At 41.1% G+C, this 21,471-nt stretch carries 21 protein-coding genes, 1 tRNA gene and 1 pseudogene; 13 read left to right on the top strand and 10 right to left on the bottom strand.

The features are described 5' to 3' along the window. The 7 genes from CYO90_RS09540 to CYO90_RS09510 all read left to right on the top strand — a co-directional run bounded on the left by CYO90_RS09540 (position 1) and on the right by CYO90_RS09510 (position 7,518). Positions 1 to 900 (top strand): NapH/MauN family ferredoxin-type protein, encoded by a 900-nt coding sequence (locus CYO90_RS09540; protein ID WP_103579327.1) that lies wholly within the window; start codon positions 1 to 3, stop codon positions 898 to 900. A gap of 9 nt (positions 901 to 909) precedes the next feature. Then, positions 910 to 1,563 carry an ABC transporter ATP-binding protein gene (locus CYO90_RS09535; RefSeq protein ID WP_002941553.1) on the top strand — a complete coding sequence of 218 codons (654 nt, stop codon included), beginning with the start codon at positions 910 to 912 and terminating at the stop codon, positions 1,561 to 1,563. After that, positions 1,556 to 2,383, top strand: coding sequence for an ABC transporter permease (locus CYO90_RS09530; protein ID WP_103579326.1), 828 nt, complete (start codon positions 1,556 to 1,558; stop codon positions 2,381 to 2,383). The genes CYO90_RS09535 and CYO90_RS09530 overlap by 8 nt, the downstream gene beginning before the upstream one ends. Before the next feature lie 133 nt (positions 2,384 to 2,516). Next, a complete protein-coding gene (locus CYO90_RS09525) occupies positions 2,517 to 2,924 on the top strand; it encodes a tetratricopeptide repeat protein (RefSeq protein ID WP_103579325.1) in 408 nt (135 codons plus the stop codon). 838 nt (positions 2,925 to 3,762) lie between these two features. Further along, positions 3,763 to 4,800 (top strand): PepSY-associated TM helix domain-containing protein, encoded by a 1,038-nt coding sequence (locus tag CYO90_RS09520; protein WP_429827835.1) that lies wholly within the window; start codon positions 3,763 to 3,765, stop codon positions 4,798 to 4,800. Beyond that, entirely contained in the window at positions 4,797 to 6,911 is a 2,115-nt protein-coding gene (locus CYO90_RS09515) for a TonB-dependent siderophore receptor (RefSeq protein ID WP_103579323.1), read from the top strand. The genes CYO90_RS09520 and CYO90_RS09515 overlap by 4 nt, the downstream gene beginning before the upstream one ends. A gap of 94 nt (positions 6,912 to 7,005) precedes the next feature. Continuing rightward, entirely contained in the window at positions 7,006 to 7,518 is a 513-nt protein-coding gene (locus tag CYO90_RS09510) for a chemotaxis protein (protein WP_103579322.1), read from the top strand. 209 nt (positions 7,519 to 7,727) lie between these two features. Here the strand turns inward: CYO90_RS09510 and CYO90_RS09505 are convergent, their stop codons facing one another. The 5 genes and pseudogenes from CYO90_RS09505 to CYO90_RS09485 form a co-directional block, all read right to left on the bottom strand. Next, positions 7,728 to 9,089 (bottom strand): Na+/H+ antiporter, encoded by a 1,362-nt coding sequence (locus tag CYO90_RS09505; protein WP_258030725.1) that lies wholly within the window; start codon positions 9,087 to 9,089, stop codon positions 7,728 to 7,730. 58 nt (positions 9,090 to 9,147) lie between these two features. Next, positions 9,148 to 9,235: transfer RNA gene (locus CYO90_RS09500), tRNA-Ser, on the bottom strand. Between the two features lie 43 nt (positions 9,236 to 9,278). Next, positions 9,279 to 9,761, bottom strand: coding sequence for a GNAT family N-acetyltransferase (locus CYO90_RS09495; protein WP_103579321.1), 483 nt, complete (start codon positions 9,759 to 9,761; stop codon positions 9,279 to 9,281). Between the two features lie 2 nt (positions 9,762 to 9,763). Then, a pseudogene (locus tag CYO90_RS09490) lies at positions 9,764 to 10,567 on the bottom strand (M48 family metallopeptidase). A 526-nt stretch (positions 10,568 to 11,093) separates the two neighbouring features. Continuing rightward, complete coding sequence (locus CYO90_RS09485) at positions 11,094 to 12,062, bottom strand: putative transporter (protein ID WP_103579320.1); 969 nt, start codon at positions 12,060 to 12,062, stop codon at positions 11,094 to 11,096. A gap of 109 nt (positions 12,063 to 12,171) precedes the next feature. Between CYO90_RS09485 and CYO90_RS09480 the strand changes: the two genes are divergently transcribed. Further along, positions 12,172 to 12,618: a DUF411 domain-containing protein gene (locus tag CYO90_RS09480; RefSeq protein ID WP_103579319.1), complete on the top strand. Its 447-nt coding sequence runs from the start codon at positions 12,172 to 12,174 to the stop codon at positions 12,616 to 12,618. Positions 12,619 to 12,657: 39 nt separating this feature from the next. Here the strand turns inward: CYO90_RS09480 and CYO90_RS09475 are convergent, their stop codons facing one another. Beyond that, a complete protein-coding gene (locus CYO90_RS09475) occupies positions 12,658 to 13,971 on the bottom strand; it encodes a sodium-dependent transporter (RefSeq protein WP_103579318.1) in 1,314 nt (437 codons plus the stop codon). 170 nt (positions 13,972 to 14,141) lie between these two features. Between CYO90_RS09475 and CYO90_RS09470 the strand changes: the two genes are divergently transcribed. Next, complete coding sequence (locus CYO90_RS09470; RefSeq protein ID WP_002942940.1) at positions 14,142 to 15,482, top strand: hemolysin family protein; 1,341 nt, start codon at positions 14,142 to 14,144, stop codon at positions 15,480 to 15,482. A 454-nt stretch (positions 15,483 to 15,936) separates the two neighbouring features. On the opposite strand, the gene CYO90_RS09465 is transcribed toward CYO90_RS09470, so the two are convergent. From CYO90_RS09465 to CYO90_RS09455, 3 genes are read right to left on the bottom strand one after another with little or no spacing between them, the layout of a single operon-like run. Then, positions 15,937 to 16,584: a sugar transporter gene (locus CYO90_RS09465; protein WP_103579317.1), complete on the bottom strand. Its 648-nt coding sequence runs from the start codon at positions 16,582 to 16,584 to the stop codon at positions 15,937 to 15,939. A gap of 9 nt (positions 16,585 to 16,593) precedes the next feature. Further along, positions 16,594 to 17,484, bottom strand: coding sequence for a DUF3137 domain-containing protein (locus tag CYO90_RS09460; RefSeq protein ID WP_103579316.1), 891 nt, complete (start codon positions 17,482 to 17,484; stop codon positions 16,594 to 16,596). 10 nt (positions 17,485 to 17,494) lie between these two features. Beyond that, positions 17,495 to 18,058: a LemA family protein gene (locus CYO90_RS09455; RefSeq protein WP_103579315.1), complete on the bottom strand. Its 564-nt coding sequence runs from the start codon at positions 18,056 to 18,058 to the stop codon at positions 17,495 to 17,497. 158 nt (positions 18,059 to 18,216) lie between these two features. Here CYO90_RS09455 and CYO90_RS09450 point away from each other — a divergent pair, with 158 nt between their 5' ends. Genes CYO90_RS09450 through CYO90_RS09440 form a run of 3 tightly spaced genes read left to right on the top strand, consistent with a single transcriptional unit; the run spans position 18,217 to position 20,213 of the window. Further along, complete coding sequence (locus CYO90_RS09450) at positions 18,217 to 19,062, top strand: fumarate hydratase (protein WP_009295312.1); 846 nt, start codon at positions 18,217 to 18,219, stop codon at positions 19,060 to 19,062. Positions 19,063 to 19,071: 9 nt separating this feature from the next. Then, entirely contained in the window at positions 19,072 to 19,632 is a 561-nt protein-coding gene (locus CYO90_RS09445) for a Fe-S-containing hydro-lyase (protein ID WP_002942950.1), read from the top strand. A gap of 41 nt (positions 19,633 to 19,673) precedes the next feature. Beyond that, complete coding sequence (locus tag CYO90_RS09440) at positions 19,674 to 20,213, top strand: L-cystine-binding protein TcyA (protein WP_103579314.1); 540 nt, start codon at positions 19,674 to 19,676, stop codon at positions 20,211 to 20,213. Here CYO90_RS09440 and CYO90_RS09435 read toward each other — a convergent pair. Continuing rightward, entirely contained in the window at positions 20,191 to 20,664 is a 474-nt protein-coding gene (locus CYO90_RS09435) for a cysteine permease (RefSeq protein ID WP_103579313.1), read from the bottom strand. The genes CYO90_RS09440 and CYO90_RS09435 overlap by 23 nt on opposite strands. A 94-nt stretch (positions 20,665 to 20,758) precedes the next feature. Here CYO90_RS09435 and CYO90_RS09430 point away from each other — a divergent pair, with 94 nt between their 5' ends. Further along, positions 20,759 to 21,133 carry a RidA family protein gene (locus CYO90_RS09430; protein WP_103579312.1) on the top strand — a complete coding sequence of 125 codons (375 nt, stop codon included), beginning with the start codon at positions 20,759 to 20,761 and terminating at the stop codon, positions 21,131 to 21,133. Positions 21,134 to 21,471 lie beyond the last annotated feature (338 nt).

The raw sequence follows: 21,471 nt of genomic DNA, 5'->3' as shown, positions 1-21,471 counted from the left end.
ATGGATAAATATAACGTTCGTGCGACCGTTAGAAACGTAAGCTTTCTAAGCACGCTAATAACGACTACAAAAGATGGCAAAAAGCGCCCAAGCATACGTTTTTGGCGAATTTTTACTATCGTGCTGGTTCATCTTTTATTTGTGCTCTCTTACAGGGTCGATGTGCAAATTTTAGAGGGCGACATCAGCGCCTCAAGGATACTTGGCTTTCACCTAGCAGATGCATTTATGAGCTTGCAAGTCTTTTTAGCAACTCATGAAATTCATGTAAATTTGCTAATCGGCTCGCTTAGCATCCTAGCCTTTTACATCATTTTTGGTGGCAGGGGCTTTTGCTCGTGGGTTTGCCCGTATTCACTTATAAGCGAGATAGCTGAGAAAATTCATGAAAATTTGCGCGCCAAAAAGATAGTAAAACCGCGAGTTTTTGACACAAAGTGGCGTTACGCTTTTACCATTTTGTTTTTGGCTCTTAGCTTTGCTAGCTCAAGCCTAGTCTTTGAAATTTTTAACGTCGTTGGGATATTTTCAAGATTTATCATCTATGGCTACTTTCACGCTATCTGGCTTGTTGTAGCTATGCTTGTGGTGGAAATTTTCTTCTCACGCAGGGCATGGTGCAGGTATGTTTGCCCTGTTGGAGCGACCTACTCGCTACTGGCTAAGCCAAATGCGATAAAGGTCAGCTGGGATAAAGAAAGGTGCGATCACTGCTTGGTTTGCACTGATGTTTGCCTAGTGCCACACGTGCTTTTTATGACAAAAAAAGGCGCAAAAACTGATGATAGTAAAAAGCTCTTTAGGATAGCTGGAGCTGACTGCACACTTTGTGGCAGGTGTATCGACGTTTGCCACCAAGATGCGCTTAAATTTGACAACGGCTTTAAGAAACTCATATAAGGAAATTTTTTGATAGATATAAAAGAAGTAACGAAAATTTTTGGCTCGCAAAAGATACTTGATAGCGTCAGTCTAAATGTAAAAGCTGGCGAAAAGATAGCGATACTTGGGCAAAATGGAGCTGGCAAAAGCTCGCTCATGCGTATCATCTTGGGTGAGTTTGTGCCAAATAGCGGAAGCGTCGCGATAAATGGCGTAAATACCCTAAAAGATAGAAAAGAGGCGCTAAAGTTTATCTCATTTGTGCCGCAAACCCCGCCACCACTTAAATTTAGCCTGCGTGAGCTTTGCGAGTTTGTCTGCAAAAGCTCAAATGTTAAATTTGAAGATATTGAGAAATTTAGCAAGCTTTTAGAGCTTGACCTGCATGCAAATTTAAATAAGTCCTTTTACAAACTATCTGGCGGTATGAAGCAAAAGATGCTAATAGCCATCGCATTTGCCAAAGATAGTGAAATTTTGATGTTTGACGAGCCAACGGCAAATTTAGATGTAAAAGCAAGAGAGTCTTTTAAAAATTTGCTAGATAATTTCACGCAAAAAAAGACGCTAGTTTTCATCTCGCACCGCATAGATGAGATCGCTCATCTGCTTGATAGATGCGTCTATATGGACCTTGGCAAGATCATCAAAGAAGAAAATTTAAGGAGCAAGAGTGAATAACCTTTTTTTAATAGCAAAACTAGATGTCAAAGAGTCGTTTCGCTCGAGGTGGTTTGCGATCTATGCGCTTCTTTTTTCTACTTTGATGATAGGATTTTTATTTAGCGGAGTGACCGACTCGCGCGTGCTTGGCTTTTCTGGGCTAACAAGGGCGCTACTTTTGTTTATACAAATTTGCGTCATCATCGTGCCGATATTTATCTTAATTTCAACCGTTAGAAGCATAAATCAAGACAGGGACACAAACCTGCTTGAGTACGTGCTAAGCTTCCCGCTAAGCCTTAAAGAGTACTACTTTGGCAAGGCGCTTGGGCGGACATTTGTCGTTTTTGTGCCGCTTTTGTTTTCGCTTTTACTTTGCGTGGTGGTTGGCTTTATAAAGGGTGTGTCGATACCTTGGGGTGTGCTGGTGCTTTACTTTGGTCTGCTTTTTAGCCTAAGTATCGTCTTTTTATCGCTTGGCTTTTTCATATCAAGCCTTATTAAAAACCAAGAAACTGGTCAAGGCGTGGCGTTTTTGCTCTGGCTTATCATGCTAGCTTTTATCGACCTAGCGCTCATTGGACTGCTTATGCGAAGCTCTGTCGATGAGTACGTCATCTACTCTATCGCGATGTTAAATCCGATCGAGCTTTTTAGGATAGCAGCTCTTAGCCTTTTTGATCCAAATTTAGCAGTCATCGGCACCGCGTCTTACTTTATCTTAGGCACATTTTCAAAAGCGACCTTCGTAGCTTATGCGATCATCTACCCTTTAGTGCTTGGCGCCATCTTGCTAGTTTGCGGCTATTTGGGCTTTAGCAAGAGAGATCTTGTTTGATTGTTTTTTGTTAAATAAGAGTTGGCTTTAAATTTAGACGAGGCTTGTATCATTCCACTTGTCCAACAAGAAACCTCCTTTTTGTAATGACCCCCTTTCCCCCAAAGGGGGTTTATCTCTCTCAAGGAAATTTATGAAAAAATCCATTTTATTTTTAGCCTTTGCCGTTTTATCTCTAAGTGCAAACTGGGATGAAAACATGCAAAACTGCATCAACAAAAGTGACGCAAAAGCTTGCGAGAGCTTTACTAAAAAGCTTTCAAGCGAGTGCGAGAACAAAGATAAAACCTCTTGCTTTTTATATGCTGATATGCTAGGGCGAGGTCTTGGCGTTGAAAAAGATCTGGTTAGATCTTATGAGATATTTAAGTCGCTTTGCGAAAATGGCAGCAGCGAGGCTTGCTATGAGCTAGCTACAAAATATCTGCAAGGAAACGGCGTAGAGCAGAGCTTTGATCTATCTGCAAATGCCCTTGATAAAGCTTGCAAAATGGGCAGCAAACGAGCCTGCAACGTCTTAGAGCTCGTGCCTAAGAATTAAAATTTATCTGAAATTTATATGTATGACGAAGCAAATTTGCAAATTTTAAACTTTCACTCACTCGCAAGAATTGATTACTAAAATTTGGCTTCGCTTACAGCTTAGCTCAAATTTTAGAGCCGAAATTACTCGTTCATGAAATTTTAAAATTTACTTGGCACTTATATGAATTGACGAAGCAAATTTGCAAATTTTAAAACTTTACTCACTCGCCTTAGCAGCTTACTAAATTTAGGGCTCATAACTATTCGCCACTAAATTTAGAAGCGTGATATGCTCGCTCATAAATTTTAAAATTTGATAGAACTTTTGAAAAAATAAATAAAATAACTTTTGAATAAATCACGCTTAATAGTAACAAAAAATAAAATTTCAAATGTGATTTTTGCTTTCACACAAAGCATATATTTTTACCATTTTAAAAGAGAAATTTCTTTATAAAATGCCTAAATATCGTGATTTACTTTAGTATTACGCAGAATTTCTTTTTTTATTAACTAAAAATTTCATTAAAATTTATATTTAAATAATAACATTTCATCGTCCTAAACGGGCCCTCCTTTTTGTAGCGGTTAAGACTTTGCTTCCCCCTTTTCTGGCTTTTCCGCTTACACAAAGAGGAGTTGTCTCTTTTTTTTAAATCAAATTTTTCACCTTTCTAAACTCAAATTTTACAAACGTCACTTTCTTTTTAAAATTATATTTTGATAATGGTTTTAAAAATTATAAAAGCAAAAATCTTATAAAATTGCAAACCGTTATCAAGACTAACTTTTAAAAGGTGGCTAAAGGGGTAAAATTTTTAAATTTAAAGCTTTTTTACAAGGTGCATGCATATTTGTCGCTTCTCTTTTTTATCCCGCTTGTTGTAGTTTGCTTTAGCGGTGCGATCCTGGTTTATAAAGACGAGCTAAACAGCCTTTTTCGCCCAAATATCGTAAATGTAAATTTAAACAAAGAAAATTTAGGCAAAAGGATCAGCTTTGATGAGCTAAGAGATATCGTCGCAAGCGAGCTTGGTGGCTACGAGATGGTTGGCATAAATATCGATGCAAACTCTAAAAAATGTGACAAAATTTGGCTAATCGAGCATAACGATAGCAAAAAAGAGTGGAAATTTATCTATTTTGACGCTTTTAGTGGCAAGATAAAGAGCGAGCCACTAGCACATGACGAGGGGTTTTTCGGAGTTTTAGCGCATATCCATGAGGAGCTCTTGCTTGAGAAAAGTGGCAATGTTATCCTTTTTCTAACAGCTATTTTTACATTTTTTATCTGCATTAGCGGCTTTGTGATCTACCGTAAATTTTGGCTAACTCTGCTTAGACTGCGCGTAAATGGCCTAAATGTTTTTATGAACGACATCCACAAGATAATAGGAATTTTTTGCACGCCAGTTTTGCTTCTCATTTGCATAAGTGGCGCTTGGTGGGAATTTCAGATGGCACGCGCGCCAGAGTTTAAAGATGAATTCGTAATAGACGCAAAAATTTACAACAAGAGCTTATCTCTTGATGAGCTGGTGGCTGGCTCGAAAAAGGATATAAAAGGCTTTGAGCCACACTTCATATCGCTGCCTTTCATGCAATGGGCAAACATCCGCATCTTTGGCTACGTGATATGGCAAAGTTTCTTGCACAATGAGTACTCAAGCGTGATCACTTATGACAAAGATAGCGGCAAGCTAGTTAGCGTCCTAGACATAAAAAATGCAAATTTAAGCGAGAAAATCCTCTCAGCCTTTAGGAGATCGCACTTTGGAAACTACAACCAAACTACGAAATTTATCTGGTTTATAGTGGGCATCTCGCCGCTAGTTTTGAGTATCTCAGGGCTTTATCTGTGGTTTAGAAAATTTAAAAGGAGAAAAAAATGAAAAAAATTTTACTTAGCTTAGTTGCTTTAAATTTGGCATTGCCTCAAATTTATGCTAGTGAAAATGAGAAGGTTTTAGAAGCGGTCGATGTCGTAGAGAGCGAGCGAAGAGACGACGCAAACTACTTTGCAAAAGAGCTTGTAAAGAGCACAACTAGGCTAAATTTAACCTCTCGCCAAACGCCCCAGTCGCTAACCGTGCTAACGGAGGCAAGGCTAAAAGATCAAGGCATCAAGGACTATCAGGTGCTTCTTAGAAATATCCCAGGCGTCACGCTAAACAAATGGGACGAGCGCGTATATCCGACGGCTCGTGGCTTTAAGATAGATTATTACTTGCTTGATTCGATGCCTAGCTTTGGCGGCTTTAGCCTTGGCGCAAATGATATGAGCTTGCTACCTTATGAAAGAGTCGAGGTGGTAAAAGGAGCAAATGGCCTACTTGCAGGCGCTGGCAACCCAGCTGCAAGCTTAAATTTCATAAGAAAAAGAGCAGACTCAAAGGAGCTAAAAGGAAATTTTGGACTAAGTGCAGGCTCATACGATAGATACGGCGTAAATGGCGATGTGCAAACACCAGTAAATGAGAGCGGAAGCGTTAGAGCAAGGCTATCTTTTATGCATGAGAAGTCGCACTCTTATATGGATTATTATAACCGCAAAAATAGCGCGATTTATGGCGTAGTCGATAGCGACATAGGCGATAACTCATGGCTTAGCCTTGGTGCGTTTTATCAAGAGCTAAGACGCCACGGGGTTAGGTGGGGTGGCATGCCAGCTTTTTACGTAGATGGCTCTAGGACAAATTTTAGTAAAAATGAAATTTTCTCTCAGCCTTGGACTAGGTGGGATATAAAAACGCTTGATTTCTACGCTGATTTTAAACACTACTTTGAAAATGAAGCGAGCTTAAATTTAAGCTACTCATTTAGACGGGCAAACACTGACTCAAATTTACTCTACTACGGCGGAGCGGTAAATTTAGACGGCACCGGCAATATAGGTGGTCTTAGCGCCTATGCAAACAAAAGAGAGGAGAACATCCACAACGTCGATGCATACGCAAATATCCCTTACGAGATAGCAAATTTATCCCATGAGTTTGTCTTTGGCGCGATGTATAACAACTATAAAAAAAGTAGCGATAAGGTAAGTAGCTACTGGCTGCAAAGGACTACGCCAGCTGGGCTTGCTTATACGGCAAGGAGCAGGATTGATTTTAAAAACTTACACCTTGATGATCCAAAATTTCCTTACGAAGATCAAAACAATAAAGATAAAACGATACAAAAGGCATTTTACGCGGCAAATAAACTATCAATCACCGATGAGCTTAAATTTTTGCTAGGTGCTAGGGTGAGCTACTACAAATACGAGATCGAAGGCGGCAAAGACAATAGAAATTTCACAAATGAGATCACGCCATATCTTGGCATCACCTACGATATCGGAGCAAACCACACTCTGTATGCTAGCTACACGAGTATATTTAAGCCTCAAAGCTTAAAGGACGCAAACGACAAGTACCTTGATCCGATCCAAGGCAAGGACTATGAGGTGGGAATCAAAGGCGAGTATCTTGACGGGGCACTTCAAGCAAGTCTTGGCGTCTTTAAGATCGTGCAAGACAAGCTTGGCATAAAGACTGGCAAGAAAAATCCAGCAACAAATGCCGACATATATGAAGCCGGCAAAGGCGTGACAAGCAGGGGCGTCGAGCTAGATCTAAACGGCGAGATCACTAAAAACTTAAGCCTAAGCTTTGGTGCAACGCACTTTAACGCAAAAGATGCTAATGGCGAGAAATACGCCACCGACTCATCAAGAAGCACGGCAAATTTATTTGCAAAGTATGAATTTAGGGACTTTAGAGTAGGGGCTGGAGCTATGTATAAGAGCAAAATTTACACTGGCAAAGGCGCAGGTGAGATCACACAAAAGGGCTATACTTTGGCAAATTTGATGTTTGGATATAAATTTGGTAAAAACTTTGACGTGCAGCTAAATATCGACAATCTCTTTAATAAAAAATACTACGAAGGTATCGGCAAAAACATGATGGTTTATGGCGATCCACGCACATTTAATCTCAGCTTTAACTATAAGTTTTAGCTAAATTTACTCTAACGCGCCAGCTAAATTTCTAGTTTGCGCTCTTAATTTTTTGCATAGGGGTGTATAATTTCAAAAAAATAAGGAATTTGCATTGCTTAAAGTAGAAGTGATATATAAATTTTGTCTTGTTTGCGCTCTTGCTTGTGGGATCTGTCTGCTTGCATTTACTGGGCTAAATTTCGCCATGGGCGATTATAGTGAGTGGATGATGAGCGCGCATAAATTTGCAGGAGCTTTGATCGTTTGTGCCGTGATCTTGCACATTTTTAACCGCAGAAAAAAGCTAGTAAAGCTCATAAATGAGATAATCGACGTCACCACACACCGCAAAAATCCAACTATGTGCAACATGGACCGCATCATCGTTTCGCTTGAGCCTTACACGATCAGTGAAATTTCACGCATGCTTGGCTTTGACGAGGCCCTGTTTTGCAAGAGTTTGCGCGAAAATGATGTTAAATTTAATAACGCCAACCAAACCCTGCGCCAGATCGCACGGCTAAACGATGAGAAGATATTTTTCGTGCTTGTGCTCATCGTCGAGGCCAAATTTGGCAAGAGATTTTGCGGCGCGGTAAGCTGCAGCGTAGGGAGAAAATTTTAGTGCTCGCTATGCGCACGCCACCTCTGCTCCTCAAGATCGATATGATATAAAAATGTCCTAATGACCTCTTCGTCGATCTTTGGGTCTTTGTTTAGCTCGCAAAGTGCCTTTCTTTGCTCCTCTAAAATTTCAAAATATCTCTGTCTAGTCTCGTCGCTGATCTCAAAATTTTCGCTCTCAAGCTCGAAATTCCAAACCTCTTCAAGCTTTTAAAATAAGAAATGCTCATCGCCTACAAATTTCTCTTTTTTAAATTTAAGCGAAGCCTGCGCAAGTGCCTTTTTGATCTTGATCCTTGCAAGCTCATTTGGCATGTGGTCGTTAAAGTCTGGAAATTTCACACTTTTGATGAGCAGTGGCAAGCTTAAGCCCTGAACCACGAGCGTTAGCAAGATCACGACAAATGTTATAAACAAGATGAGGTCTCTGTGCGGAAAGGGTTCGCTCCCAGCCATGGCAGGGATAGAAAGTGCCGCAGCCAGCGAGACAACGCCCCTCATGCCAGCCCAGCCGACGATAAAAGGTGTCGCTTTGCCTGGGTTGCGATCGTCCGCCACGCTGATATAGCGCTTCATAAACATCGTGATATAAACAGCGCCATAAGATGCCATGAGGCGGATAACGATGAGCACAGCAGTGACCAAAATGCCGTAAGAGATCGCCTCAAAGAGCGAGACACCGCTACGCTTTAGTCCTGATAAAATTTCAGGCAGATCAAGGCCGATCATGGTAAAAGCAAGGCCGTTTAGTAAGAAAATGAAGTTGTTCCAAACTGGTACCGCGTGGATCCTTGTTGAAGCGGTGAAAATTTCATTTTTCTTAGTAGAGAGATAAAGTCCGCCACAAACCACCGCCAAAACGCCGCTAGCGCCAAGCTCCTCAGCCAAGATATACATGATATAAGGTGTCGTGATCGTCATTATCGTGTCGCTGTTTTCATCAGTTGGCAAAATTTTATGTAAAAAATAAGCCGCAAGCGCCACTACAAGACCAGCCAAAACGCCGCCAACCACCATCCAAACAAAGCTAGCAGCCGCCTCATACCAGATAAACTGCCCAGTTGTGACCGCAACTGCGGCAAAGCGAAAAATGATGAGCGAGGAGGCGTCATTTAAAAGGCTCTCGCCCTCCAAAATGGCGCTGATCCTGCGTGGGGCTTTGACAAATTTAAGGATAGCTGCCGTGCTCACCGCATCTGGTGGCGAGACGATGGCTCCTAGCATGAAGCCAAGGGCGAGCGAGAAGCCAGGGATCACTAAATTTGCTATCACTGCAACCGCTGCTGCGCTTATGAAAACCACGATAAAGGCGAAACTGCCGATCATGCGGCGCCACTTAAAGAGCTCTTTTAGCGAGTTTGCCCACGCGGCCTCGTAAAGAAGTGGCGGTAAAAATATGATGAAAATAAGCTCAGGATCGATCTTGATACTTGGTAAATTTGGCACAAAGCTAATGGCCAGCCCGCCAAGGACTAATAGCACTGGATAAGCGACTTTTAGGCTGTTTGATACCATCACCAAAGCGATTATGATGGCTAGCAGTGCAAAAAATAGCAGTAGGTGTTCGATCATTTTGATCCTTTAAATTTCTTTTTGTGTTAAAACAATAGAGTAAATTTTGTCAAATTTATGGCGGGTAGAGAGAGATTCGAACTCTCGGTGAGTTGCCCCACACACGCGTTCCAGGCGTGCTCCTTAAACCGCTCGGACATCTACCCAAGAAGAAGGTGATTATATCTTCATTTGCTTAATGCTTGGCTTTTAGAGCTTTAGCCCCAAGATAACGACATCTTTATACTCGCCATCCATCAGGCAAACGCCAGGTAGTTCGCCCCATTTTTCAAAGCCAAATTTCAAAAACAGCCCAAGGCTTGCTTTGTTTTTGCTAAAGATTAGTGCGATGATGTTTTTTAAATTTAGCCCTCTAGCTTCATTTAGGCTGTGGGCTAAAAGCTGCTTGCCGATACCCTTTTTAAGGGCTTTTTTAGTGACATAGATGCTTATCTCCACGCTTATATCGTAAGCGATCTTGGGGTTAAAGTCACTTAGCGAGCAGTAGCCTAAAATTTCATCATTTTCTTTGTAGATAAAAATAGGGCGCGAGCCGCCGTGGGCGTTAAACCAAGGCTCTCGCTCCTTTGTGCTAACTGGCCGCAAGTCTGCAGTCGCAGTTCTTTCTAAGATATATTCGTTATAAATTTGCGTGATCGCTTCAAGGTCGCTTAAATTTGCTCGCTCGATCAAGCCTAGCCTTTTTTGGCTGCTTGATATACTGGCTCAAGCTTTGCTGCGATCTCTTTTAGGTCTTTGATCCTGCTCTCGTTTGATGGGTGAGTGCTTAAAATTTCAGGCACTTTGCCACCGCTCATCTTGCTCATCTTAACCCAAACTTCGACCGCCTCTTTTGGATCGTACCCAGCTCTTGCCATTAGCTCAGTGCCGATGTGATCAGCCTCGGTCTCGTGTGAGCGAGAAAATGGCAGTGAGATGGTGTATTGGCTGGCTAAATTTAGAGCGCTTGCACCAAGATCGCCAAGTCCTGTGGCGGTTGCGACTGCAAAGATGCCGATGTTTTTGAGCTGGTCGGTACTCGCTTGCTCCCTGCTGTGCTCTCTAAGCGCGTGGGCGATCTCGTGACCCATGACCGCTGCTAGCTGCGCATCTGTCAAATTTAACTTTTTAATAATACCGCTATAAACGACGATCCTGCCCCCTGGCATGCACCAAGCATTTAGCGTATCTTCGTTGATGACATTTACTTGCCACTTCCATTTTAGGGCATCCTCTCTGAAAACGCCAGTTTGCGCGATCAGCCTTCTTGCGATATCTTAAACCCTTTTTGTGAGGATCGGATCGACGTTTAGCTCACCCTTGCTTCTAGCAGCTGTGAGCGTCTTGACGTAAGCTTGAGCCGAGCTTTGCTCCATCGCTTCAGAAGATACTAGCATGAACTGCTTGCGATCTGCGCCAACGACGCCTGACTTTGTGACGCTCGTGCAGCCTGTGATAAGCATGCTAGCTGTTAATAACGTAAGTAAAATTTTTTTCATTTTCATCCTTTTTGGATTAAAATTTGGCGTATTATAGCTTGTGTTGGATATGCATTGTTAAACGAGGGGTGAAATTTAAATTTTGCGATTTGAAAAATAGGAATTTACCACTTTTGCAAATTTCAAATCTTTACTCACTCGCAAGAATTGATTACTAAAATTTGGCTTCGCTTGCAGCTTAGCTCAAATTTTAGAGCCGAAATTACTCGTTCATGAAATTTTAAAATTAAAGGTAAGCTTTTTAGGATAAAACGCATGCAGTGCGAAGCACAATTGCATGCACTTTGAACGTGCGAGGGGTTTAGGGGATTTAAAAAGGGGGATAAGGGGACGGCTTCGTAATTCAAGTCCCCTTGTCTCCCTTTTGATAGATTTACATCTAAAAGCAAATTTAAAACTTTCACTCACTCACAAGAATTGACTACTAAATTTGGCTTCGCTCATCGCTTAGCTCAAATTTTAGAGCTGAAATTACTCGTTCATGAAATTTTAAAATTTGCCCGAATTTCTTATGTAGATTTAACCCCTACGCCTTGTAGTCTATATTTCTCTCAAATTCTCTCAAACGCTTATTGACCGATCTTAGCTCCGTTATCGTCGTCCAGTTATCGATAAAGACGCTAAAACTCTCTCTGACCTGCGAGAAAGCATTGCTAGCTTGGATCAAAACGCCAAGCGTGATGACGCCGCTAAATAGGCCATTTCCCATGATGATGTAAGGCACGATGACAAGAATTTGCGAAAATGAGATGAGCCAGAGATTAAAGTAGCCGTAGTGCAAAAATAGCTTGTAGTAGTTTAGCTTGACCCCTGTAAAAAGCTCTAGCATAACGTTTGGCTGGCAAAATTTGAGCTTATCATCCTCGCCATAAACTAGCTCTTTTCTAAACGCCGCCTCCGCTTTTTGGTTGTTATACTCAAGGTGCGGTAGCTTTATGCCCACAAACCACGATACGATGAGGCCTCCGACGCTAATTAGTAGCGCGATATAAACTAGCGAGCCCTCGATGTCCTTGATGAAAGGTAGGCTCACGCTTTTGCTTAGCTCCCAAAGCACCGGTATAAAGGCAATCAGCGTCATAAACGCCTTTAAAACCTGCACGCCAAGGCTCTCCATGATCTTGGCAAAGCGATAAACATCCTCTTGGATACGCTGCGAGCTGCCCTCGATGTCGTTTTGGCAGTTTCGCCAAAATTTGAGATACTTAAAGGTCATCGCCTCCCTCCAGCGAAAGACCCAGTGGCTCGCAAAGAACGATATCACCGTGTAGGTTACGACGTATGGCATGGCGATCTTTAAGAAATTTAATATCCCTTGCCAAAACTCATCTACATTGTGATCCTTTGAGTTTTGCATGATGTCGTAGAAATTTTTATACCACTCGTTGATGCGGACGTTTAGATGCGTTTGATAGATAAGCAGTAAGATGATAAATATCGCTCCGCCGTAAGCCCAAAGTGCCCATTTTTTGTCTTTGAAAAATGATGAAAACATAAAGTGCCTTTTGTAAATTTTGGCAATTATAGCAGGCAAGATTTAAGCATTTATATAAAATTTAAACCCAAACTATATCATTTTGCAAATTTTAACGTAAAGGAAAATGATGAAGAAATTTGCATTTTTAGCTCTTAGCCTTTGTGCGACCTTAGCGCTTGGGGCCGATATGAAAGTCTATAAAAGCCCAACTTGCGGTTGTTGTGGCAACTGGGTGAGTGCTATGCAAAAGGCTGGCTTTAGCGAAGAGACCATCAAAGTAGATGACTTGGTCAAGGTTAAAAAAGAATTTCACGTGCCACTAGAGCTTTCAAGCTGCCACACAGCTATCGTTAATGGCTATGTCATCGAGGGCCACGTGCCAGTTGATGAGGTAAAGCGCCTCTTAGAGCTTAAACCAAAAGACGCTATCGGTATCGCAGTGCCTGGCATGCCTATGGAGAGTCAGGGTATGGAGCAAGGCGGCAAAGCCGAGCAATACGACGTCATACTCTTTAAAAAAGATGGCTCGCAAGAGGTCTTTGCTACTTACATCGGCTCTAAAAAGCTAAAATAACTTCAAATTTAGACTTAGCTCGTCTTTTGATGGGCTAAGTTAAAAAGAAATTCCCTTGCTAATGGCGATCACACAGAGTAAAAGCGTGAGCGGAACGTAGATAAATTTACCCACAAAATACCAGAGCGAGCCATAAGGTTTGCTAGCTCCAGAGTTTATCTCATCTAAAATTTCTTCTTTTTTAATGACCCAAAACCAAGATATTGCGCCGATGACTGCGCCGATCGGGATGATATAGATAGAGACAAAGTCCATCCAAGGTCCCCAACTGCTAATAGGCTCCATAAACGCTCCAAAGCCAAAGCAAACCACGCAAAGCAGCGCAAGCACCCAAAATCTACTAAGGCGTGGGAATTTATGCATGAGTGACTCAGCTACCACCTCAAACATATTTTGAAGCGAAGTGATACCGCCAAAGATGACTGCTGTAAATAGTATGATCGCAAAAATTTGACCGCCGATCATATTTTGTAAAATTTTAGGAAGCGTTACGAAAAGTAGTTTTGGTCCGCCAGCTGGGTCCATAGCGTAGGCAAAGACCGCTGGGATCATGACAAGTGCTGCCACAAGGGCTGCTAGAGTGTCAAAAAATGCCGTAGCTTTAGCGCTTTCTACGATGTCCTCATCTTTTGAAAGATATGCTCCATAAACTATCATGCCAGAACCCGTGATAGAGAGCGAGAAAAAGGCTTGACCCATCGCTGTGACCCATACCATCGGATCTTCAAGCTTGCTAAAGTCAGGGATAAATAGAAATTTATACCCCTCAAATGCGTTTGGCAGCATCGCGACATTTATAGCCAAAATGGCAAATAACACGAAAAATAGTGGCATCATTATTTTATTAGTCTTTTCGATGCTTTTTGCTCCAAAAAATAGCGTAAGAAGCGTGCCAACGATCACTATGAAGTGATATGGCAGGACCGAGTACTCGTGAAGCGCAAATGAGTTAAACCAAACATTTGTATCAACGCTCATAAATGAGCCAGTAAGCGCCTGGGTAAGGGCTTTTAGCACGTAAGCGATAATGACAGCGTAGCCGATGGCTATGCAAAGTGAGCCAGCAAGTGGAAGCCAGCCGACGATGCTGCCGATGACGCCTAAATTTCTACTTTGCCAAGCAAATTTATATGATCCTAGCGTGCCAGTCTTTGCGCGTCTGCCGATCGCATACTCTGCGCTTAAGCCAACGTAAGAAAAAAGTGCGACAAAAAAGATGTAGATGAGTAAAAATGCTCCACCACCATTTGTGCCAAGCTTGTAAGGAAAGCCCCAAACATTTGCCATACCAACGGCTGAACCAACTGAGGCTAATATAAAAGCCCAGCGTGATGAAAAATTCTTTTTGCTCATTGTAAAATCCATAAATTTAGTGATGAAAATAATGTTACCAAAATATGATTTAAGAACTTTTTATAAATTTTAAATTTAAGAAACGTTGTTACTTTTGGGCGCGGCTAATTTGACCGCTAAATATAAATTCGCTATAATCAGCCAAAATTTTTAACTCTTAAGGATCATAATTGTACCCCAGTAGCGATAACTCGCTTTTAATGGTAATACTTGCCATTATATTCATTTTACTAAACGCATTTTTTGTTTTGTCGGAATTTTCCCTTGTTAAGGTTCGCAAGTCTAGACTTGAAGAGCTCATCAAAGAGAAAAAGCCAAACGCCCAGCTTGCCTTTGAGATGTCAAACAAGCTTGATACCTATCTTAGCGCCACTCAGCTTGGCATTACGCTAAGCTCGCTCGCCCTTGGTTGGATCGGTGAGCCAGCAGTCGCAAGGCTTATAGAAGCCCCTCTTAAAAATGTTTTCAACCTTAGCGATATTTTAGTTCATACAGTCGGCTTTGCGATCGCATTTACGCTTATCACGCTACTTCACGTCGTTATGGGTGAGCTTGTACCAAAGTCAGTCGCCATAGCCAAATCAGAATCAGCAGTGCTTAAAATCGCCCGTCCGCTTCACTTTTTCTGGATACTTTTCTCGCCTATCATAAAGCTTTTTGACATTCTAGCTACATTTGGACTTAAAATTTTAGGCATCCAGCCAGCAAAAGAGAATGAGCTAGCGCACTCTGAAGAGGAGATCAAGATCATCGTTGGCGAGAGCTTAAAGGGCGGCGTGCTTGACAGCTTTGAGACTGAGATCATCAAAAATGCAGTTGATTTTAGTGACACGGTCGCAAAAGAGGTTATGACGCCAAGACGCGACATGATCTGTATAAACAAACAAAAGAGCTTTGAAGAAAATTTACAAGTCGTTTTTGAGTCAAAATATACTCGCTATCCTTATATAGACGGCTCAAAAGATATCATTTTGGGCATGATACACATTAGAGATATCTTGCAGCTACACTTTAGCGAGGATAAAGAGAAGAGTTTTGATGCGATCGTGCGTAAATTTGTCATCGTGCCTGAGAGCCTTTCTATATCAAAGGTGCTTGTGATGATGAACAAGGAGCAAATTTCAGCGGCACTTGTCGTTGATGAGTATGGCGGCACGGCTGGACTTCTTACGATGGAGGATATCATGGAGGAGGTGCTTGGCGACTTTAACGACGAGCACGACGAGGTAGATCAACACTATAAAAAGATAAATGAAAACATCTATGAATTCCAAGGCAGATACGATCTAGAGAGTGTTGAGGAGCTTCTTGGCATAAGCTTTGATGAAGAGACCGATCAAGTCACGATCGGCGGATATGTCTTTAACCTTATCGGTCGTTTGCCAGTCGTTGGGGACAAGATCGAGGATGAAAACTGCTACTACGAGGTGAGAAAGATGGACGGAGCTAGTATCTCGCGCGTAAAAGTTAGAAAAAAGATAAAAGAAGAAGAGGAGCCTGCTCAGGCTTAGTTTATAAATTTAATGGCTTTTTGGCCATTAAATTTAATCTCGCAAAATCATAAAAAATATGGCAAATTTAAGTGGCATTGTGCTTTTTAAAAACTCTAAGCCATCAAATTTATCTTACAAAACCACAAAATTTAAAGTAGCACTACCTTTTTAAATAGCTCTCTAAAACGTTAGCACCGTTTTTTTGTAAATTTGGCTATAAATTTTTAAAAATGGCTTGCGAGTTTTAAATTTATCAACCGCTCGCAAAAGTAGCCGAGTAATATTGCTTGTGATATTTAAATTTACTAAAGTTTATTAGCCTTGGCTCGTAGATACGATGTCACGAAATTTCGTCATAAATTTCTCTATCGCGCTCATCTAGGCTGCAATGAGAGAGCCAAATTTATTTTGTTAAATTTTAAAACGCCTCTTAATAGCTCTTTTGTGGCCAAATTTGCTTATCTATTTTTTATCATTTATAAAAGCGTGCTAGATCTTTGCCATGCTTTAATGCTAGCTCGTAGTAGGGCGTGCCTGGGTTCTCGCCTATCATCTCATAGAGCTTTTTACGAAGCTCTGGTAAAAGGCGAAGATCGCTATAGTCTATCCTCTGTTTATACGCTGGCAAACCTTGTAAAAGCAGAGCATTTGAGTAGTTTATGCCGCCAGTTTTGCTGCCAGTAATGTTAAATTCATTTTCATATTGCGCGCGAGTTAAGCCAGTTGGTATGCTAAGCTCTCCCCGTTGTAGGCAAATTTTATCATTGCTACTGATGAGATACTCTGGAAATTCTAACTCTTGGTAGTTGATATCTTCGTGATCATAATAGACCCACTTTATGCCGTCTTTATTTTTGCGGTTGAAACTGCTTTTGTAGATGAAGCTACCCGGGATTATAAATTCACGGCTTTTTAGCACCGGCGTATCTGCTATATCTTTATAAACAGCAACCAAGTAGCAGTCACTAAAAAAATCAAGCGGCCAAAGAAGGCCCTCATTCGCTCGCTTTACAAGTCGGTTTTTAATATCAACTAAGATTTTGCCAAAGAAATATCTCTTGTAGTAGTCATTATAGACGTAAAATATGTCGCCTTCTTTGAGCTTTGTCCTATCTGGCATTTTATAAATTTAGCTCTTCCAGATGTTTTTGTTTAGCTCTAGATCACGCACGATCTCTACAAAGTCGCTAACTCCTGCGATGTAGTTTTGCACGCTCTCGTTGCTGTTTATCGGCTTTTTAAGATCAGGCTCAAAGCTGTCCTTTCTAAGATCGATCGCGATGAAAATTTCATTTTTTAAAAAGACTGCCGAGAGCGGGGCGTTAAATTTAGTTCTTAGAGTGGTTAAATTTTCCATCAGCTTTGGCGTTAGAGCATATCTAGCAGCGATCTGATCGGTCGTGTAGGTCTTAAAAAGCTCATTAAATTTAGGATTATCCATCATCGCTAGCTCGCCATCGCTTCTTAGATCAGATGTCCGCTTCTTGTCGCAGACATAGATCGTGGCGTTTAGCTCTTTTTTAAACTCAGCCTTTAGCAAAATGCCTTGAAATTTCACCGTTGTAGTGGTGCGTTTCTCACCTTTTACCTCTTTTGCCGCATAAAAATCGCAAAGCTTAAACTGCGTCTCATCGATCTGTCCGTAGATCATATCCTCTGCATAGTGTCTATTTACGTCAGCGTCGTAAATTTTTAAAAAATCATCCAAACTTAGTCCGCCATTTGCGCTGAAATTTAGACCATAGTTTTTTACGATGACGCCAACTACTTTTTGTTTAAATTTTGCTACAAGCTCGTTTTTTAGCCAATTTATCGTCTTGCCAAGATAAAAAACTCCGCCTATTAGCAAAAAGAAAAATAAATTTCCAAGGTGCAGTGATGCCAAAAAACCACTTACAACTATGATGCCAAGAAAGCCATAAACTATCATTTTAAAGGCTTTTTGCCCCATAGCAAGGCGCTCTTTTTCAAGCTCGTCAAGGTCGCTTAGATCGATGCCTTTTAGTTCGTCTGCTTGCATTTTTTATGCCTTATTTTTTGAAAAGATCACCGACGTTTGGAGCAGCTGCTTCATTTTCAGGGATATCAAAAAAGACATCTTTGTGAAAGCCAAACATTGAAGCTACGATGTTTGAAGGAAACATCTGTGTGGCGTTGTTGTAAATTTCAACAGCTGAGTTGTAAGCGCGTCTGGCAGCTGAAATTTGCTCTTCAACCTCGTTTAGTGTGCTTTGGATGTGAAGTAAATTTTGATTTGCTTTTAGGTCTGGATAGTTTTCTACGCTTACTCTAAGACCATTTAGCAAGCTTGAAATTTTGTTATTTAGCTCAAATTTCTCTTCATTTGTAGAGGCGCTTCTAGCGCTTTCTCTAAGGGCAGTGATGTTTTCTAGTAGGCTCTTTTCATGCACCATGTACTCTTTTGCAGTGGCTACTAAATTTGGTATGAGATCATATCTTCTTTTTAGCTGTGCGTCGATGCCAGCCTCCACGCTTTTTACCTGGTTTTGCTTTGCAACAAGCGAGTTGTAAAGGCTGATGAAAAAGACAAAAATGACTGCGATAACAAGTATCACGATGACTAACGAATTCATAACTTTTCCTTTGAAATTTAAGTTTGTTGTAGTTTATCCAAAGTTGCTTAAGAGTATTTAAACACCGAGGTTGGGTGATTAAATTTAATATTATAATTTAATCTTAAATTTTACATATAATTTATATAATTAAAAATTGTTTTTTACGAGGAGGATAAATGAGAACGGTAAACGTAAAAGATATAAAAGAGACTGTTGCAAAGCTTTGCAAACAAGCCTGTTACGTCGTTACACCAGATCTAAAGGCTGCTTTTACAAAAGCTCAAACCACAGAGAGCTCATCTCTTGGCAAAGACATTTTGGGCAAAATTTTGCAAAATGCCAAGCTAGCAGAAGAGGGCGTTGCGCCTATTTGCCAAGATACAGGCATGACGGTTGTCTTTGTCGAGATCGGTCAAGACGTGCATATCGAGGGCGGTTACATCGAAGATGCGATCAATGAGGGCGTTGCAAAAGGCTACACTGAGGGCTATCTTAGAAAATCAGTCGTCGCTGAGCCACTTTTTGAGAGAAAAAACACCACAAACAACACTCCAGCGGTCATCCACACTAGGATCGTTCCAGGTGATAAGCTAAAGATAAAAGTCGCTCCAAAAGGCTTTGGTAGTGAGAATAAATCAATACTAAAAATGCTTGTGCCAGCTGATGGTATAGAGGGCGTTAAAAAAGTATTTTTAGAGGCTGTAAAATACGCCGGACCAAACGCTTGCCCTCCAATGACAATAGGCGTTGGCATAGGTGGCACTATGGATAAAGCTGCACTTCTAGCCAAACAAGCTGCAGTTCGTCCAGTAGATAGTAAAAATGCCGATGCAAGATATGCAAAACTCGAAGATGAGCTTCTTGAGCTTGCTAGCAAAACAGGCGTCGGACCTCAAGGGCTTGGTGGCGATACAACTGCCATAAAAGTAAATGTCGAGTGGTATCCAACTCACATCGCAGGCCTACCAGTAGCCATAAATATCAACTGCCACGCTGCACGCCACGCAGACGCCGAGCTTTAAGGAGATAACATGTCAGAAGTAAAAAGAATAACAGCACCATTTGATAAAGAGGTGGTAAAAAGCCTAAAAGCAGGCGACAATGTCCTAATCTCAGGCACTATCATCGCTGCTCGTGACGCCGCTCACAAGGCGCTAACAGAGGCTCTAGCACGTGGCGAGAAGCTACCAGTTGAGCTAAAGGGCGAGACTATCTACTACGTCGGACCAACACCAGCTAAACCAAACCAAGCTATCGGCGCAGCAGGTCCAACAACAAGCGGCAGAATGGACAAATACACACCAACTATGATAAACGAAGTTGGCATAAATGGCATGATCGGCAAGGGATATCGCAATGATGCAGTGGTTGATGCGATGAAAAAATCATGCTGTGTTTATATGGTCGCTATCGGCGGTATCGGAGCGGTCATTAGCCAAAGTATCAAAAAATATGAAGTCTTGGCATATCCAGAGCTAGGACCAGAGGCAGTCGCAAGGCTCACAGTAGAGGACTTCCCAGCGATTGTGGCTATCGACTGCGAGGGCAATAACTTCTACGAAGTCGGTCAAGCACCTTACAAAAAAATCTAAATTTGATCCGCTAGCTCCCAGCTAGCGGAATTTCTTCTAAAATGAAAACTTTTTACAACGATCAAGCAAAGCCACTACTTAGATTTTTTACCAAAACCAAAAGCGAGCTAGTAAATTTAAAGCTAAAGCAAATTCTGGACGAGGGCTTTATCTCAAAACCGCAAGGGATATTTTTAAAAGCTGCCATAAGAAAAAGGCAGAAATTTGAGCAAAACAAGACGCAAAATGAGTGGTCGATAAATGAGATAGTAGTTTTTGAAAGCGAGTATGAAAGCTGCGAGGAGTACTTTAGCGACGTGGGGTCGTTTGTAGTGAAGCTGGCTGATAAATTTAGAACAAGTGGCATTAGCAAGGAGATAGTGCTTGCTGTTTCGTTTCAGGCGCTGCAGTTTGTCGCGCTGGGTAGCGAGGAGTTTAAATTTATATACGAGGACTACGATGAGAGCACAAACTCCGCTCACATTAAAATTTACGCCAAAAGAGAAAACGACGAAATTTTGCTATATAAAAATAGGATAGGGGGCTACAAAACTGAGGCGCTAATCGTTTACGAGGTGGCTAGTAGTAGCCAAGACACATAGTATCAGTCAGTTTTATGCGCTTTTCAAAGGGTGCCGGCGAGAAAAATTTGCACTTTTCTATATAAATTCTATACGAGTAGCTAAGCTTAAAATCATCATAAAATTTCTTTAAATTTAAAAATTTGATACCGCAAATTTCATGAAATTCAAAAAGCTCATAAATTTTCGAGCCATTTTTTGCCACGAGGTGGGATGGGGCGAGTGAGGTAAATGAGCAAAAAACGCCAGTTGGCACGAGGCCATTTAAGGGCGTGCAGGCTTGCAAAGCGTCTGCAAATTTCTCTGGGACGCTCTTTTTTCTAATAAAAACGATGCGCGAGTTTTCAAATTTAGCGCTGATCGCATTTTTCCAAAAAAGATAGGCGTTTGATGAGATGCCCGCGTTTTTGGCAAGCTGCGCACCAAGCACGTAGTCATCTAAAAATTCGTTTGGTGCAAGGGTTATTTGCATCTTTGTCCTTTTGAAATTTTGCTCATTATAGCCTTTGGTGCCTAAAAATTTAGAAATTTATAGTAGGATTTTGCCAAATTTCAAAGGAGAAGATATGAAAAAACAAATTTCAACAAAAAACGCCCCACAAGCGATCGGACCATATTCTCAAGCGATTAGCGCGAATGGATTTTTATTTATCTCAGGTCAGCTTGGCGTCACACCAGCAGGCGAGTTTGCAGGCAGTAGCGTAGAGGCTCAAGCCGAGCAGTCACTTACAAATTTACAAAACATTTTGGCTGAGGCTGGACTTAGTTTTGATAATGTCGTAAAGACTACGATCTTTTTAGCAGATATGGCAGATTTTGCTAAAGTAAATGTCACATACGCTAAATTTTTTAAAGAGCCATATCCTGCTAGAAGCACGGTAGCTGCGAAGACTTTGCCAAAAGATGCACTTGTAGAAATTGAGGTTATCGCAGTTTGCTGACACATATCGTGAAAAAGTTATATCACATATAATTAATCTTTATAAGATGGAGAGCAGAACTCTCCAAATTTATGTCTAAAAAAATTTTGATTTTATAAAATATTTTGCAATTATTTCAACTATCTTTAAGCATCCCTCATATATAATTCCAGCTCACGAAACGAGAAACCACCTTTAACTTCAACGTTAATAAAGCCTTTTTCTTATCGTTGTTCTTTTAACTTACAATTGTTAAACTATTAGTCAATCTTTGAAATCTAAACAAGTGATCGATTGAGCCAGTCTATTATGATTAAATAATAGATTAGACAAACTAATATAAAAACTAAAAGTTTTTT

Origin of the sequence: Campylobacter concisus (genome assembly GCF_002913745.1) — a bacterium.
Classification (GTDB): Bacteria; Campylobacterota; Campylobacteria; order Campylobacterales; family Campylobacteraceae; genus Campylobacter_A; species Campylobacter_A concisus_R.
Note: the sequence above shows the minus strand (reverse complement) of the source record. Positions and strands in the feature narration are given on the sequence as shown.

What these genes read in the sequence shown, in the direction of transcription:
- CYO90_RS09540 (WP_103579327.1), top strand. Translation starts at nt 1, where the DNA reads ATGGATAAATATAACGTTCGTGCGACCGTTAGAAACGTAAGCTTTCTA.
- CYO90_RS09525 (WP_103579325.1), top strand. Translation starts at nt 2,517, where the DNA reads ATGAAAAAATCCATTTTATTTTTAGCCTTTGCCGTTTTATCTCTAAGT.
- CYO90_RS09515 (WP_103579323.1), top strand. Translation starts at nt 4,797, where the DNA reads ATGAAAAAAATTTTACTTAGCTTAGTTGCTTTAAATTTGGCATTGCCT.
- CYO90_RS09505 (WP_258030725.1), bottom strand. Translation starts at nt 9,089, where the DNA reads ATGATCGAACACCTACTGCTATTTTTTGCACTGCTAGCCATCATAATC.
- CYO90_RS09485 (WP_103579320.1), bottom strand. Translation starts at nt 12,062, where the DNA reads ATGTTTTCATCATTTTTCAAAGACAAAAAATGGGCACTTTGGGCTTAC.
- CYO90_RS09480 (WP_103579319.1), top strand. Translation starts at nt 12,172, where the DNA reads ATGAAGAAATTTGCATTTTTAGCTCTTAGCCTTTGTGCGACCTTAGCG.
- CYO90_RS09475 (WP_103579318.1), bottom strand. Translation starts at nt 13,971, where the DNA reads ATGAGCAAAAAGAATTTTTCATCACGCTGGGCTTTTATATTAGCCTCA.
- CYO90_RS09465 (WP_103579317.1), bottom strand. Translation starts at nt 16,584, where the DNA reads ATGCCAGATAGGACAAAGCTCAAAGAAGGCGACATATTTTACGTCTAT.
- CYO90_RS09460 (WP_103579316.1), bottom strand. Translation starts at nt 17,484, where the DNA reads ATGCAAGCAGACGAACTAAAAGGCATCGATCTAAGCGACCTTGACGAG.
- CYO90_RS09455 (WP_103579315.1), bottom strand. Translation starts at nt 18,058, where the DNA reads ATGAATTCGTTAGTCATCGTGATACTTGTTATCGCAGTCATTTTTGTC.
- CYO90_RS09450 (WP_009295312.1), top strand. Translation starts at nt 18,217, where the DNA reads ATGAGAACGGTAAACGTAAAAGATATAAAAGAGACTGTTGCAAAGCTT.
- CYO90_RS09445 (WP_002942950.1), top strand. Translation starts at nt 19,072, where the DNA reads ATGTCAGAAGTAAAAAGAATAACAGCACCATTTGATAAAGAGGTGGTA.
- CYO90_RS09440 (WP_103579314.1), top strand. Translation starts at nt 19,674, where the DNA reads ATGAAAACTTTTTACAACGATCAAGCAAAGCCACTACTTAGATTTTTT.
- CYO90_RS09435 (WP_103579313.1), bottom strand. Translation starts at nt 20,664, where the DNA reads ATGCAAATAACCCTTGCACCAAACGAATTTTTAGATGACTACGTGCTT.
- CYO90_RS09430 (WP_103579312.1), top strand. Translation starts at nt 20,759, where the DNA reads ATGAAAAAACAAATTTCAACAAAAAACGCCCCACAAGCGATCGGACCA.